The sequence below is a fragment of the Enterobacter quasiroggenkampii genome (genome assembly GCF_043972695.1).
Taxonomy (GTDB): Bacteria; Pseudomonadota; Gammaproteobacteria; order Enterobacterales; family Enterobacteriaceae; genus Enterobacter; species Enterobacter quasiroggenkampii.
Window position 1 is genome coordinate 3,588,316 of sequence record NZ_CP143745.1, and the last position, 14,597, is coordinate 3,602,912.

General features: G+C 58.4%; 12 protein-coding genes, 2 tRNA genes and 2 pseudogenes. 9 read left to right on the forward strand and 7 right to left on the reverse strand.

Going from position 1 to position 14,597, the window contains the following annotated elements:
- Positions 1-29 precede the first annotated feature (29 nt).
- The 6 genes from V1572_RS17235 (at position 30) to V1572_RS17260 (ending at position 8,236) form a co-directional block, all read left to right on the forward strand.
- The gene (locus V1572_RS17235; protein WP_196346874.1) at positions 30-1,772 is read left to right on the forward strand and encodes an IucA/IucC family siderophore biosynthesis protein; all 1,743 of its coding nucleotides are present in this window, start codon (positions 30-32) and stop codon (positions 1,770-1,772) included.
- The gene (locus tag V1572_RS17240; RefSeq protein ID WP_196346873.1) at positions 1,772-2,719 is read left to right on the forward strand and encodes a GNAT family N-acetyltransferase; all 948 of its coding nucleotides are present in this window, start codon (positions 1,772-1,774) and stop codon (positions 2,717-2,719) included. Before V1572_RS17235 ends, V1572_RS17240 begins: the two co-directional genes overlap by 1 nt.
- A complete protein-coding gene (gene iucC / locus V1572_RS17245; RefSeq protein ID WP_395299410.1) occupies positions 2,716-4,458 on the forward strand; it encodes an aerobactin synthase IucC in 1,743 nt (580 codons plus the stop codon). The genes V1572_RS17240 and iucC overlap by 4 nt, the downstream gene beginning before the upstream one ends.
- Complete coding sequence (locus V1572_RS17250; protein WP_325841182.1) at positions 4,455-5,780, forward strand: SidA/IucD/PvdA family monooxygenase; 1,326 nt, start codon at positions 4,455-4,457, stop codon at positions 5,778-5,780. Before iucC ends, V1572_RS17250 begins: the two co-directional genes overlap by 4 nt.
- Before the next feature lie 26 nt (positions 5,781-5,806).
- Positions 5,807-7,996, forward strand: a complete 2,190-nt coding sequence (locus tag V1572_RS17255; RefSeq protein WP_111968096.1) for a TonB-dependent siderophore receptor — start codon at positions 5,807-5,809, stop codon at positions 7,994-7,996.
- Between the two features lie 164 nt (positions 7,997-8,160).
- Positions 8,161-8,236 (forward strand) — tRNA-Asn (locus tag V1572_RS17260).
- Positions 8,237-8,426: 190 nt separating this feature from the next.
- On the opposite strand, the gene V1572_RS17265 is transcribed toward V1572_RS17260, so the two are convergent.
- A complete protein-coding gene (locus tag V1572_RS17265) occupies positions 8,427-8,816 on the reverse strand; it encodes a RidA family protein (protein WP_234083910.1) in 390 nt (129 codons plus the stop codon).
- A gap of 141 nt (positions 8,817-8,957) precedes the next feature.
- Here V1572_RS17265 and V1572_RS17270 point away from each other — a divergent pair, with 141 nt between their 5' ends.
- Entirely contained in the window at positions 8,958-9,890 is a 933-nt protein-coding gene (locus V1572_RS17270; RefSeq protein WP_262796438.1) for a LysR family transcriptional regulator, read from the forward strand.
- Positions 9,891-9,975: 85 nt separating this feature from the next.
- On the opposite strand, the gene V1572_RS17275 is transcribed toward V1572_RS17270, so the two are convergent.
- The 3 genes and pseudogenes from V1572_RS17275 to V1572_RS17285 all read right to left on the reverse strand — a co-directional run.
- Positions 9,976-10,278, reverse strand: a complete 303-nt coding sequence (locus V1572_RS17275) for an XRE family transcriptional regulator (protein WP_167211435.1) — start codon at positions 10,276-10,278, stop codon at positions 9,976-9,978.
- The gene (locus V1572_RS17280; protein ID WP_069718932.1) at positions 10,262-10,636 is read right to left on the reverse strand and encodes a type II toxin-antitoxin system RelE/ParE family toxin; all 375 of its coding nucleotides are present in this window, start codon (positions 10,634-10,636) and stop codon (positions 10,262-10,264) included. Before V1572_RS17280 ends, V1572_RS17275 begins: the two co-directional genes overlap by 17 nt.
- A gap of 179 nt (positions 10,637-10,815) precedes the next feature.
- Positions 10,816-10,953, reverse strand: a pseudogene (locus tag V1572_RS17285) (transcriptional regulator); the annotation flags it as partial.
- Between V1572_RS17285 and V1572_RS17290 the strand changes: the two are divergent.
- Positions 10,946-11,153, forward strand: a pseudogene (locus V1572_RS17290) (glutathione S-transferase); the annotation flags it as partial. The pseudogenes V1572_RS17285 and V1572_RS17290 sit on opposite strands and share 8 nt — an antisense overlap.
- A gap of 19 nt (positions 11,154-11,172) precedes the next feature.
- On the opposite strand, the gene cbl reads toward V1572_RS17290, so the two are convergent.
- Positions 11,173-12,123 carry an HTH-type transcriptional regulator Cbl gene (gene cbl, locus V1572_RS17295; protein ID WP_395299411.1) on the reverse strand — a complete coding sequence of 317 codons (951 nt, stop codon included), beginning with the start codon at positions 12,121-12,123 and terminating at the stop codon, positions 11,173-11,175.
- Positions 12,124-12,219: 96 nt separating this feature from the next.
- Positions 12,220-13,137, reverse strand: a complete 918-nt coding sequence (gene nac / locus V1572_RS17300) for a nitrogen assimilation transcriptional regulator NAC (protein WP_045908128.1) — start codon at positions 13,135-13,137, stop codon at positions 12,220-12,222.
- Between the two features lie 320 nt (positions 13,138-13,457).
- Here nac and V1572_RS17305 point away from each other — a divergent pair.
- Positions 13,458-13,533, forward strand: a tRNA-Asn gene (locus V1572_RS17305).
- 134 nt (positions 13,534-13,667) lie between these two features.
- Here the strand turns inward: V1572_RS17305 and ldtA are convergent.
- Positions 13,668-14,564: a L,D-transpeptidase gene (ldtA, locus tag V1572_RS17310; RefSeq protein ID WP_395299412.1), complete on the reverse strand. Its 897-nt coding sequence runs from the start codon at positions 14,562-14,564 to the stop codon at positions 13,668-13,670.
- Between the last annotated feature and the right edge of the window lie 33 nt (positions 14,565-14,597).

Here is a 14,597-nt window from a genome sequence, read left to right on the forward strand (position 1 = left end):
TATTATCAATCATGGAATGAGGTACATCTATGCGTGCTCTGCTCCGCGCCGCCGGTACAGACGTTGCAGCCCAGTGTTTTTTAAACGCCCTGTTGCGCGAAACGAAGGACTGGCGTTATCACTCCGCTACCGATGCGGATGCGCTATCTGAGATCCATATCCCGCTTTCCCAAACCCAGGCGCTTCGGGTGCCGGTACGGTATTTCTCTCCCACCCAGCATCATCAGTACCGCTTCCCGGCAACGCTTATTCAGAGCAACAGCGACCGCAGTGACGCTGTCACATTCTCTCAACTGGTTGATTTAATTCTTGAAAAACCGTCCGTAAAAGGCTCGCTGGATGCCGATACGCTGGCGCGTTTTAAGCAGCGCGTTCTCGAAAGCCATGTCCACACCTGGCAGGCGATTGATTTACGCCACGGCTGGGCAACCCTGCGCGATAAGCCGCTGACGTTTGCCGACGCGGAACAGGCGCTGCTGGTCGGCCATGCGTTTCACCCGGCACCGAAGTCGCACGAGCCGTTCAACGAAACCGAGGCGCGTCGCTACCTGCCTGATTTCGCCTCCCGCTTCCCGCTGCGCTGGTTTGCCGTTGAGAGCACACTCGTTGCCGGCGACAGCCTGAACGTCTCCCTGCGTGAACGTCTGCTGCGCTTTGCGGCCCAGAGCGCGCCCGAGCTGCTCGGCCACTTCACCGACACCCGTTGGCTGCTGCCGATGCACCCGTGGCAGGCCGACTATCTGCTGGAGCAGGACTGGTGCCAGCGTCTGGCGGAAGACGGTTCACTGCAGGATCTGGGTGAAGCGGGCGCACAGTGGCTGCCCACCAGCTCCTCCCGCTCGCTGTACAGCGAGACCAACAGCGACATGATTAAGTTCTCCCTCAGCGTGCGCCTGACCAACTCCGTGCGCACGCTGTCGGTGAAAGAGGTGAAGCGCGGCATGCGCCTGGCGCGTCTGGCAAAAACGGAACGCTGGCAGGAATTACAGGCGCGCTACCCGACCATGCGCGTGATGCAGGAAGACGGCTGGGCGGGCCTGCGCGATGACAGGGGCGTCATTCAGGAAGAGAGCCTGATGGCCCTGCGCGTTAATCTGCTGTTCGATACGCCAGACACCCAGACCAACGTGCTGGTGAGCCTGACGCAGGCCGCGCCGGACGGCGGTGACAGCCTGCTCGCTGCGGCGGTGCGCCGTCTGAGCGAGCGTCTTAATTTACCGCTCGCTCAGGCCGCCCGCTGCTGGCTGGACGCCTACTGCGACCGCGTATTGCTTCCGCTGTTCAGCGCCGAAGCGGACTACGGTCTGGTCCTGCTGGCGCACCAGCAAAATATCCTCGTTGAGATGCAGCAGGATTTCCCGGTCGGGCTGATCTATCGCGACTGCCAGGGCAGCGCGTGGACCGAAAGCGCCGACGCGTGGCTGAAAGAAGCTGGCGAAACTGAGGTGGAAAACCGCTTCGGCGAGAGCCAGCTGCTGCGCTACTTCCCTTACTACCTGCTGCTGAACTCTACCCTTGCCGTTACCGCCGCCCTTGCTGCCGCCGGTTTTGACAGCGAGGAGAGCCTGATGTCCCGGGTGCGCGACGCGCTGGCGGAACTGCGCCGCACGGCGAAGCAGACCCGCTGCCTCGACTACGTGCTCGACAGCCCGACCTGGAACTGCAAAGGCAACTTCTTCTGCTACCTGCACGATCGCAATGAAAACACCATCGCCGATCCGGCGGTGATCTATTTCGACTTTAGCAACCCGTTCTACAAGGAGAAGGCGTGATGGCTATCGCGAATATCGTCCATTCCGGCTACGGCTTTCACTGCACCGCAACGGATCGCACCCTGCCGCTGGCGTTGGGTCTCGACGGCAGCGCGGTGCTGGAGCGTCTGAAGGGGATCCCGGACGGCTGGTTGATGGAAGCTCTGGATCAGCTGTTTGTGGCCGCCCCCGCGCTGACCGGCATTACGTTACCGTGGGCGGACTGGCAGGATGAACCCCAGGCGCAGGCGCTGTTTGGCCTGGCCCATGGTGATTATCTGGCGCGCGATGCCTTCTGGCAGTTGCCGCTGTGGCTGAAAGGGGAACGGCATCAGGCGAGCGGCGGAATGCAGTTTGACGAGAGCCGTCAGCTGTATTTCCCGCTGCGCCCTCACCGCCCGCAGGGCGAAGTGTATCGCCGTTACGATCCGCAAATTAAGCGCACCCTCAGCTTCCGCGTGGCCGACGTGGCGCTGGACGGCGAGCGCTTTACCCAATGGATGAACAACCCGCGCGTGAACGCCTTCTGGGAGATGGCGGGCCCGCAGGCCGAGCAGGAAAACTACCTGCGCCGTCAGCTCGACTCGACCTACTGCTACCCGGTTATCGGCTGCTTCGACGACCAGCCGTTCGGCTATTTTGAACTCTACTGGGCGGCGGAAGACCGCATTGGCCGCCACTACCGCTGGCAGCCGTTTGACCGCGGGCTGCACATGCTGGTGGGCGAAGAGAACTGGCGCGGTGCGCAGTACATCCGCAGCTGGCTGCGCGGCCTGAGCCACTACCTGTATCTCGATGAACCGCGCACCACGCGGATTGTCGCCGAGCCACGCTTCGACAACCAGCGCCTGTTCCGCCATCTGGACTCTGCCGGTTTCGACACGGTGAAAGAGTTCGACTTCCCGCATAAACGCTCGCGCCTCATTATGAGCCAGCGTCACCGCTTCTTCAGCGAGGTGGGCCTGTGAACGCGCTCTGGGAAAAAGTGAACCGCGAGATGGTGGCGAAGATCCTCGCCGAACTGGAGTATGAACGCACCCTGCGCGCCGAGCCGCTTGCGTCTGACGCCTGGCGCATCACTATGGGCAACGAGTCCTGGCAGTTTTGCGCCACGCGCGGGATCTGGGGCTGGTTGCACATCGACCCGGACAGCCTGACCACCGCCAGCGGTGCCGCCGTGGAGGCGGAGAGCGCGCTGCTGCAGCTGGCGAAGGTGCTGGAGATGAGCGACGCGCAGACGGCGGAGCACATGGAAGATCTCTACGCCACGCTGCGTGGCGACATACAGCTGCTGCAGGCGCGTGACGCGCTGGACGCGGACGCGCTGATCCACCTCGACCCGGACGAATTACAGTGCCTGATGCGCGGTCACCCGAAGTTTATTTTCAACAAAGGCCGCCGCGGCTGGGGCCTGGACGCGCTGCGTCAGTACGCGCCTGAGTATCGCGGACGTTTTCGTCTGCACTGGGTTGCCGTTCAGCGGGAGCATCTGGTCTGGAGCAGCGACGCCGATTGCGATATCAGCGCCCTGCTGGCCAGCGCCATGTACAACGCCGAGCGCGCCCGCTTTGACGCCCGCTGGCAGGCGCTGGGTCTCGACGAGAGCTGGCTGCCGGTGCCGCTGCACCCGTGGCAGTGGCAGCAGAAGATCGCCATTCATTTCCTGGCGCAGCTGGCAAGGGGTGAGATGGTTGAACTGGGCGAGTTTGGCGATGAGTACCTGGCGCAGCAGTCCCTGCGCACGCTCACCAACGCCAGCCGTCGCGCGCCGTTTGATATCAAGCTCCCGCTGACAATCTACAACACCTCCTGCTATCGCGGTATTCCGGGCAAATACATTGCCGCCGGGCCGCTGGCCTCGCGCTGGCTGCAGCAGCAGTTCGCCAGCGACGCCACGCTTGCCCGCTCTGGCGCGCAGGTGCTGGGTGAGCCCGCTGCCGGGTATCTCTCGCATCCGGGTTATGCCGCATTGCCGAAAGCGCCCTATCGCTACCAGGAGATGCTGGGCGTGATCTGGCGCGAGAACCCGTCCTGCTATCTGCAGGACGGCGAACAGGCGGTGCTGCTAGCGGCGCTAATGGAAACAGACAACGCCGGGTGTGCGCTGATCGACGCGTGGATCAGCCGCTCCGGGTTAAGCGCCGACGCATGGCTGGAAAAACTGTTTGAGGCATCGGTGATCCCGTTCTATCACCTGCTCTGCCGCTACGGCGTGGCGCTGATCGCCCACGGGCAGAACGTGACGCTGGTGATGAAGGATTACGTCCCGCAGCGCATCCTGCTGAAAGATTTCCAGGGCGATATGCGCCTGGTGGATGAAGATTTCCCTCAGGCCCAGAGCCTGCCGGAACAGGTGAAGGCCGTCACGGCGCGCCTGAGCGCGGATTACATCATTCACGATCTGCAAACCGGCAACTTTGTGACGGTGCTGCGTTTTATCTCACGCCTCACGCTGCAAAGTGGCGTCAGCGAAACGCGTTTCTATCAGATCCTCGCCGGGGTTCTGCACCGCTATATGGCCGCGCACCCCGAGCTTGCCGACCGCTTCGCGAAGTTCGACCTGTTTAAGCCGCAAATTATTCGCGTGATCCTCAACCCGGTCAAACTGACCTTCTCCGAACACGACGGCGGCAGCCGCATGCTGCCGAACTACGTCACCGACCTTGATAACCCTCTTTTTCTGGCCTCCCGGGAGTCAGCGCAATGAAAACCTATGATTTCATCGGCATTGGTATCGGCCCGTTTAACCTCAGCATCGCCGCGCTGGCGGAAGGGCTGGACGGCTTTAGCTCGCTGTTTCTTGAGCGCAAACCGCACTTTTCCTGGCACCCGGGGATGATGGTGCCGGACTGCCACATGCAGACCAGCTTCCTGAAGGATCTGGTCAGCGCCGTGGAGCCGACCAACCGCCACAGCTTCCTGAACTACCTGGTGCAGCGTAAAAAGTTCTACCGCTTCCTGACCACCGAACAGCGCACCGTTTCGCGGGAAGAGTTTGCCGATTACCTGTGCTGGGCGGCGGACAACCTCACCAACCTGTCCTTTAGCCAGCAGGTGCAGCAGGTGAGCTTTGATGAGAAAAGCGGCCTGTTTGAGGTGGTGACCCAGCGCGACCGCTTCCTGGCGCGCCACGTCTGCGTAGGGATCGGTAAGCAGATCAACCTGCCGGACTGCGTCACCGTGCAGGACGATACCTGCTTCCACGCCAGCGAGATGATGCTGCGCACGCCGGATCTTACGGGCAAGCGCGTCACCGTCGTCGGCGGCGGCCAGAGCGGCGCCGACCTGTTCCTGAATATTTTCCGTGGCGAATGGGGCCAGCCGCTGAGCCTGAACTGGGTCTCGCGCCGCAACAACTACAACGCGCTGGATGAAGCCGCCTTTGCTAACGAGTATTTCACGCCGGAGTACGTGGACAGCTTCTCCACGCTCGGTGAAGAGGCACGTCGGCAGATGCTACACGAGCAGAAGATGACCTCCGACGGCATCACCACCGAGTCACTGCTGGCGATTTACCGCGCCATGTACCACCGCTTCGAAGTGCTGCGTGAAAAACCCTGGGCGCACCTGATGCCGTCCCGCTCGGTGACAGCCCTGACGCGCCTGGAAAACGGCCAGCGCCTGAGCATACAGCATCACCTCGACGGCGGCCGCGAGCAGCTGGAGAGCGACGTGACGATCTTTGCCACCGGCTATCGCGCCGTGCAGCCTGCGTTCCTGGCGCCGCTGTCTCACCGCCTGCATCTGGATACGGACGAAGCCTTCTGCATCAACAACGATTTCACCCTCGAATGGGACGGTCCGCAGAGCAACCGCCTGTTTGCCGTGAATGCCGGGATGCACCGTCTCGGCATTGCCGAACCCCAGCTCAGCCTGATGGCCTGGCGCGCGGCGCGCATTCTGAATCGCGCGCACGCTGACGAGCCGTTTGAGCTGGCCACCACCCCTGGCGTTATCCACTGGCGAAGCACCACCAGCCCGGAGAACAGTCAGGTTTTTAAATCATTAGCAAACACCACCGAGTACTGACACACACAATCAGGGTCAACATAACAATGAAACGTTCTCATCTTTGGGTTTTAAATCCTTGCTTGCTTGCAATGCTTTCTACCTCTGCGTGGGCGGAAGAACAAAAGGAAGAAAATATCGTGGTCTCCGCCAGCCGCGCGCACCGCAGCGTGGCGGAGATGGCGCAGACCACCTGGGTCATTGAGCGGGCTGAAATTGAGCAGCAGGTTCAGGGCGGGAAAGAGATTAAAGAAGTGCTGGCACAGCTGATCCCGGGTATGGACGTCAGCAGCCAAGGACGTACCAACTACGGCATGAACCTGCGCGGCCGCTCCATGATGGTGATGGTGGACGGCGTGCGCCTGAACTCGTCCCGCAGCGACAGCCGCCAGCTCGACTCTATCGATCCGTTCAACATTGACCGTATCGAAGTCATCTCCGGCGCCACGTCACTCTACGGCGGCGGCAGCACCGGTGGTCTGGTGAACATCGTTACCAAAAAGGGCCAGCCTGAGACTGAAGTCGAGTTCCAGACAGGTGCTAAAAGCGGGTTTAACAGCCACAACGACCATGATGAGAACGTATCGGCAGCGGTCAGCGGCGGCAACGATAACGCTTCCGGTCGTCTGTCGGTGTCGTATCAGCGCTACGGCGGCTGGTATGACGGCAACGGCGACGAGGTGATCATTGATAACACCCAGACCGGCTTACAGTATTCCGACCGTATCGATGTGATGGGCACAGGCACCCTCAATATTGACGATCACCAGCAGCTGCAACTGACCACTCAGTACTACAAGAGCGAGTCCGACGGAAAGCATGGTCTGTATCTCGGGAAGAACTTCTCGGCGGTTACGGGGGATGCGACCGCGTACAACAAAGGTAACCTCGATTCTGACCGCGTGCCGGGTACCGAGCGCCATCTGATCAACCTGCAGTACTCCAATACCGATTTCTGGGGCCAGGATCTGGTCGCGCAGATTTACTATCGCGACGAGAGCCTGACCTACTATCCGTTCCCGACCCTGACCAAAGGCGTGGTCAGCAGCATCGGCGCGTCGCAGCAGAAAACTGATTTCTACGGCGGCAAGCTGACGCTGAACAGCAAGCCGGTGGACGATTTAACGCTGACCTGGGGTATGGATGCCGACCACGAAACCTTCGACGCCAACCAGCAGTTCTTTAACCTGAGCAAAGCTGCAGCGAGCGGCGGCATGGAGCTGGATAACGCCTACAACGTGGGCCGCTACCCGGGCTACAGCATTACCAACCTCGCCCCGTTCCTGCAGGCCAGCTACGATATTGACGCCATCACCCTGAGCGGCGGCGTGCGCTACCAGTACACCGAGAACAAGGTAGACGATTTTGTCGGTTACACCCAGCAGCAGGCCATCGCTACCGGGAAAGCCACCTCCGCCGACGCGGTGCCGGGTGGGAAAACCGATTACAACAACTTCCTGTTTAACGCCGGGATCCTTGGTCGCCTGACCGAACAGCAGCAGGTGTGGTTTAACTTCTCCCAGGGCTTCGAAATTCCGGACCTGGCGAAGTACTACGGCTCCGGGACCTATCAGCTCAGCAACGGTCACTATCGCCTGCTGAACAGCGTCAACGTGAACGACTCGAAGCTGGACGGTATCAAGGTCAACGCTTATGAGCTGGGCTGGCGCTACACCGGGGATAACCTGCGCACGCAGGTTGCGGCGTACTACTCGCTCTCGGATAAAACCATCACCATCAACAAGACGGATATGACCATCAACCTGGAAGACGACAAGCGTCGTATCTACGGGGTGGAAGGTCAGGTGGACTATTTCTTCACCGACAGCGACTGGAGCACGGGCGCGAACTTTAACGCCATTAAGTCTGAAACCCGCGAAAACGGGAAATGGGAGAAGCTGACGGTCGACAGCGCCAGCCCGTCAAAAGCCAGCGCGTGGGTCAACTGGGCGCCGGGCGACTGGACCCTGCGCGTACAGAGCACGCAGACCTTTGACGTCTCTGACGCCGACGGCAAGAAGATCGATGGCTACAACACGGTCGACTTCCTGGGCAGCTACGCCCTGCCGGTGGGTAAAGTCAGCTTCAGCGTGGAAAACCTGCTGGACAAAGACTACACCACCGCCTGGGGCCAGCGCGCGCCGGGGCTGTATAGCCCAACCTACGGTGCACCGGGTCTGTATACCTACAAAGGCCGCGGACGGACGTTTGGTCTGAACTACTCCGTTCTGTTCTAATCCTGCGCGCCGCCTGCGGGCGGCGCAATTTGCTGTGTAATTTCGAAGCAAATTTACTATTAAATCAGCGATTTGCTGAAATTGTCGGCAAACGAACGAAAAGTGCGTTTTCACCCTTTGACAAGGTGTAGTGAGGTCGCTACTATGCGCCTCGTTCACACGATTCCTCTGTAGTTCAGTCGGTAGAACGGCGGACTGTTAATCCGTATGTCACTGGTTCGAGTCCAGTCAGAGGAGCCAAATTTGAAAAGCCTGCTTTTGAAGCAGGCTTTTTGCTTTTCTGCGTCGGGTAAAATTGTCGGGTGGCGGCTTCGCCTTACCCGACCTACGGGACCGTAGGCACGGTAAGCGCAGCGCCACCGGGCAATAAACCGCTGCTTTCATCATTTTTCCTCTGTCTTATTTTCGACTGGCGGAAAGCTCATAACGCTCAGGGCAGCCGGGCAATCACCTTTATCTCAAACTGGAATCCGTACAGCCACGTCACGCCGATCCCCGTCAACGTAGGGTAAGGCGCTTCCCCCCAATATTCTGGCAGGATACTCCAGATAGCGTCGAGGTTTGACTCGGGGTCGACGACAAAGAGGGTCACGTCAACCACGTTAGCGAATGTGCAGCCCGCAGCCGCGAGGACAGCATTAAGATTATCGAAAGCCAGCCTGACCTGCGCTTTCAGATCGGGCTCAGGCGAACCATCCTCGCGACTACCCACCTGCCCCGAAACGAACAAGAAACCGTTGGATTTGATGGCCGGTGAATAGCGATTACGCTCATAGAGCGCCTGCCGACCGGAGGGGAAAACTGCTTCGCGTGCTGTCATATTTATACCTTTGTAATGGGGCGAAATCTGCCCGGTGAACATACAGACACTTTACAGGCGCCAGATCGGGCGGATAAACAAGCGACTTTGTCCATCATTGTTTGTAATATCCAAACAATCGGTGAAAAGAGAGGATAAGGAATGGATCGTTTCGATGCGATGCGCGCCTTTGCTCGCGTGGTGGAGGCAGGAAGTTTCACAAAGGCTGCCCAAACGCTTCATATGAGCAAAACTACAGTGACGCAGCTCATTCAGCAGCTGGAAGCGCGCCTGCGCGTCAAATTGCTCCATCGCACCACCCGCAGGCTCGGCGTCACTCCCGATGGCGCGATCTACTACGAGCGCGTCATCCGCCTGCTGGCGGACATGGAAGATGCTGAAAACAGCCTTTCCAGTGCGACGATGCTCCCCAGGGGACGCCTGCGGATAGATGTGCCCACGCCTCTCGCCCGCCTGGTGCTGGTGCCCGCGCTGCCAGCTTTTCACGCACGCTATCCTGATATCCAGTTCGACATGGGCGTGAGTGACCGGGTGGTGGATCTGATCGGCGACAACGTGGATTGCGTTCTGCGCGGTGGCGAAATCAACGACCAGTCCCTGATCGCACGTCATGTCGGCGATTTGCAAATCGGTGTTTACGTCGCACCGAGCTATGTGGAACGCCTTGGCTCCCCTGCGCATCCGCGTGAGCTGGAAAACACCGACCATCGCATAGTGGGATTCTTGTCCTCACGCACCGGTAAGATTGATCCTCTGGTACTGCACAGAGAGAGTGAACATATTGAAATCAAGGGCAGCTACGTGCTTGCAGTGGATGATGGCAATGCTTACCTCGAAGCTGGGTTAGCCGGGATAGGCGTGATTGCGCTGCCGGTCTATATGGCAGAAGCGCATCAGGCTTGTGGTTCCTTGATTCGGCTGTTCGAACATTGGCGTATTAACCCAATGCCCCTGTACCTGGCATTTCCGCCTAACCGCCATGTCAACGCCAGGCTGCGCGTTTTTATTGATTGGATCGTTGAATTGATGCGGCAACATGTCCCCAACACCAATAGAAAGGGAAATGAGATTTAGCTTATTTATTCGCCCGTTACTGGCAAAGGCGCTCCCGGTCAGAGGAGCTAAATTTGAAAAAGCTGCTTTTGAAGCAGCTTTTGCCCTACAGCACAAACTCATAGTGCGAGCCATCCGGCAGCTCAACGTCAAGTTTAAGCTTTCCACCCGCTGCCTCAACGTAGCGCTTAAGTGAAGAGAGTTTCAGATCGCGCCCTGGCTTTTCCATAACCGCGACGGTGGGCTGCCTGATGCCCAGCGCCTGCGCCATTTCAACCTGCGTTTTTTGCACCTTTTCACGTAGCTCTGCCAGGTGAATGTTTAGCAAAATGTCGGCCGCCATTGCCTGAGCGCTGGCAACAACATCCGGTTTTTCATCCGCTATAAGCTGCTCAAGGTTTCTGCCCATCGCGCAACGTCCTCTCTTTTAATGTATTCAACCAGTGAGTGAATTCCCGGTCAGCCACCAGAAGCATCTCATCGTAAAATCGTCTTTCGTTGCCGGCCTTGTTGCCAGCACAAAGCACAATGCCTGTTCGATTTGGGTCAAACGCGAAAAATGCCCGCAACGGATCGCCCTTACTCTGAATGCGCAGCTCTTTCATGTTACTGTGACGAGAGCCTTTAAGCGTATCGGCATAGGGTCTCGACAAAGCCGGCCCCTTTTCTCGCAAAACAAGCAGTGCTGCCAGCACGCAGGCCCGGTCAGTATCGTCAAGTGAACGAAACCAGCAATCAAACCTGTCCGTCGTGTTAATTGTCCACACACTTCCTCCATGAAATATAGATCAAAAGCTATATAGCAGTAAAGCTATAGCAGCAATTATCCTGAGAGAATGTGCATGATTCATGTGTTTTTACGCGAAAGCTGAAGACGTGCAGGAGTATTTCGATGAATCACCCGTCAGGCATTCACCGCATTGCGAGCAGTACCGTAAAAAAGAGTTCAGAACTCCGTGAGCTGAAGCCAGGCCGCCACTTCCTCATCCAGCCACTCGACAAAGAGAGCCACCTCCGGCTTCGCCTCCGTTAACTGCGATGTCACCAGCCAGTAAGGCCAGGGATACGGCGCAGTGAAAGGGGTACAAAATGTGTATGAGCACAACCTACGCCCGGAAGAAAAGCAGCACGGTGGCTGGGTCGATCGTCCAGCTGCTGGCGGCCTGCAGGGAATGGAATGCGCTGCTAAAGACGCGTCCGACCACCTACGCTCCCGATCGGGTTGCCGTCACCAGTACGGTTATCAGGACGTTTATTCAGTCAATGAGCCCGGTCAGCGCAGCGCCACCGGGCAAAACCGCACCTAAATCTGATAATCAATCGCCACTTCTTCCGGCTCCATGACCTGACGTTTAATCTCATCCACCGACAGCCCGGCGTTGCAGAGCTCGATAAAGCGCCACACATAGTTGCGCTGCAGCTGTCCACGCTTCAGGCCAAGCCATACGGTGTTGGCGTCAAACAGATGACGCGTGTCAAGACGCACCAGGTTCCCGTCTTCGCGTTCTCCGCTGGACTGTTCCGCCACCAGGCCAATGCCCAGCCCCAGCTCGACGTAGGTTTTGATCACGTCAGAATCCTGCGCGCTCAGCACGATGTCCGGCGTTATCCCTTTACGGTTGAAGGCTTCATCAATACGCGAGCGTCCGGTGATCCCCTGGCGGTAGGTAATGAGTGGCCATTTCGCAATGTCTTCCAGCGTCAGGGGAGAAACCTGATTCAGCGGATGATCGACCGGAAGTAATAAGCTGTGGTACCAGCGGAACCAGGGGAAAGCCACCAGCAGCGGATCGTTGCTCAGGCGTTCGCTGGCAATGCCGATATCCGCCCCACCGTTTTGCAGCAGCACTTCAATTTCCTGCGGCGTGCCCTGGATAAGCTCCAGACGGACGTCAGGGAAAAGTTCGCGGAACGCTTTAATCACCGGCGGCAGGCTGTAGCGCGCCTGGGTGTGGGTGGTGGCAATGGTGAGCACGCCCGAGGCGTCATTGGTGAAGAGATCCGCCAGGCGACGCACGTTGCTGGCCTCGTTGAGGATCCGCTCAGCGATGGTGAGCAAAGCCTTACCCGGCTCCGTCATGCCGAGCAGCCGCTTGCCGCGACGGATAAAGATCTCTATGCCCAGTTCCTCTTCCAGCTCGCGGATATGGCGGCTGACGCCGGACTGAGAGGTATAAAGCATATTGGCGACCTCGGTCAGGTTGTAGTCCCGCCTGGCCGCCTCACGGATAATTTTAAGTTGCTGGAAATTCACGATTCACTCCGGCGCATCTGACATAGCTCTATTGTTAGAGTCAGCCGAGCTGCAGAACAAATAATAAAAACCAGCATCTTATGCTTTTATGGAATATCAGCTCACGAGCTGGAGTTCACGGTTCTCAAGCGATGGCTTGCTGACCAGCGACATCAAAATCTCTTTTACCGCCTGCGCCTGTGGCGACAGCGAACCGCGTGCGGACATATTCAGCGACAGCGGCAGGCTCATGGAAGGCGTGGTGATCCGCGCCATCCAGCCGTTTGCCGCACTGCACAGCGAGCGTGCTGCGGATTCCGGCAGAACGGTCACCCCCATGCCGCTGGCAATGGCTGCGGTCAGCGTGGAGATCGAGTCGATTTCGCCGATGATTTTGGCCGTCAGGCGGCGCAGGGAAAATGCTTCGTCCACGCGCACGCGCACGGCGCTGTAGTCGCGCGGCAGATAGAGGTTCATTTCCGCCACGGCGGTAAGGTCGACGCTCTGGCCCGGGCAGTCGCGGGTGCCCACGAGGTAGAGATCTTCTTTCAGCAGCGGCTGGCTGGTGATCCCGGCAACCGGGGAGCGATCGTAAAGGACCGCCATGTCCAGCTGGCCACTGAGCAGTTTATCATTCAGGACAGAACCGCTGTTTTCGTGCAGATAGACCAGCACTTCAGGCAGCTCAGCGCGGACGGCCTGCAGCAGCGGCATGGTTATGGACGATGCCGCCGTTCCCGGCGCCAGCCCGATGGACACGTGCCCGCTCAGGGTCTGGCCCACGTTATTCACCGCCAGCTGCGCCTGTTCACACTGGCGAAGAATGGTGCGCGCATGGGTATACAGGATCTTACCGGCTTCCGTTGGCGTGACGCCGCGTTTGGTGCGGATCAACAGCTGCTGATCCATCTCGCCTTCCAGAGTAGCCACCTGCTGGCTCAGCGCAGGCTGCGCGATATGCAGCACTTCTGCCGCTTGAGTCAGGCTGCCGATATCGACGATTTTTACGAAGTATTTCAGTCGTCTTAAGTTCATTTTGCCCCCTGTTCGAAATGCTGTGCCGGAACCGGCTGTCGTTGTTGAACAGGTTTTGCAATATGAATGCCACTTTTACCAGGCGGTCTGAATTGGGCGCTAAACGCCTGAAAATAAGGAAACCTAATCATGGAGGGGGGTTTTATTACCGAAACAGCAGTTTATGATCTGCCCCATTAGAGGTATACCCGCACCAAAGCGGTGCATTCCGCTGTCAAAAACATCACTTTGCCGATTTTGTCAGCAAACGATCAAAAGGCGGCGATCCACCCTTTGACAAGGTGAACGCAGGTCGATAATATGCGCCCCGTTCACACGATTCCTCTGTAGTTCAGTCGGTAGAACGGCGGACTGTTAATCCGTATGTCACTGGTTCGAGTCCAGTCAGAGGAGCCAAATTTGAAAAGCCTGCTTTTAAAGCAGGCTTTTTGCTTTTCTGCGTCGGGTAAAATTGTCGGGTGGCGGCTTCGCCTTACCCGACCTACTGGACTGTAGGCCCGGTAAGCGCAGCGCCACCGGGCAACACAGCCTCAATAAGCAAGCTTCACCGGCATCCCTGACCGCCGGTCCAGTTCGGCTCCCGCCCCCTCGTTTATCAACTGCGTCCGCTGCGCGGCTGACATTGGCAGAGGCACTTTTCGGGTCGATTCAAACTCCGCGCGATTACGTGATAATGGCTCGTGAACCTCCACCCAGCGGCTGCCGTCCGGTTCCGTGGTGACTTTAACGGGCCGATCGATAAGCTGTACGCGGGTTCCAACGGGGACATTATCGAAAAGGTATTTGATGTCGTTATTGCGCAGACGAATACAGCCCTGGCTCACCCGCAGTCCGATGCCGAAATTCGAGTTTGTGCCGTGTATGGCATACAGCCTGCCAATATAGATCGCATACAGCCCCATCGGGTTATCCGGTCCGGCGGGCACGAAGGCAGGCAGCGTTTTTCCCTCTGCCGCATAGGCACGGCGCGTATTCGGCGTCGGAGACCAGGTTGGCCCCACCTGCTTACGTTCAACCGCCGTTACCCAGTTACGCGGGGTTTCGCGCCCGGCCTGACCGATGCCGATGGGCAGCACTTCAACGGTATTGCTGCCAGGTGGATAATAGTAAAGACGCATTTCCGCCACGTTAACGACAATCCCCTCGCGGACGGTGTCGGGCAAAATCAGCTGCTGGGGAATCACCAGCCGGGTGCCGGATTTGGGCAAGAAAGGATCCACCCCCGGATTCGCTTCCAGCATATTGCTTAGCCCCTGCCCGTACTGCGCGGCAAAGGCCTCAAGCGGTAACGTATTGCGCTCGGGAACGGTGATGATAATCGGGGCTCCCACCAGACGACTGCCTTCCGGTGGTAAGGTATAGGTTACGGCAAACGCGCCGGGTACAGCGGCACACAGCGTAAGGACGAACCAGGTAAATCGCATCATAATTTCCTGTGCTCAAAAAAGAGAAAGCCTCGA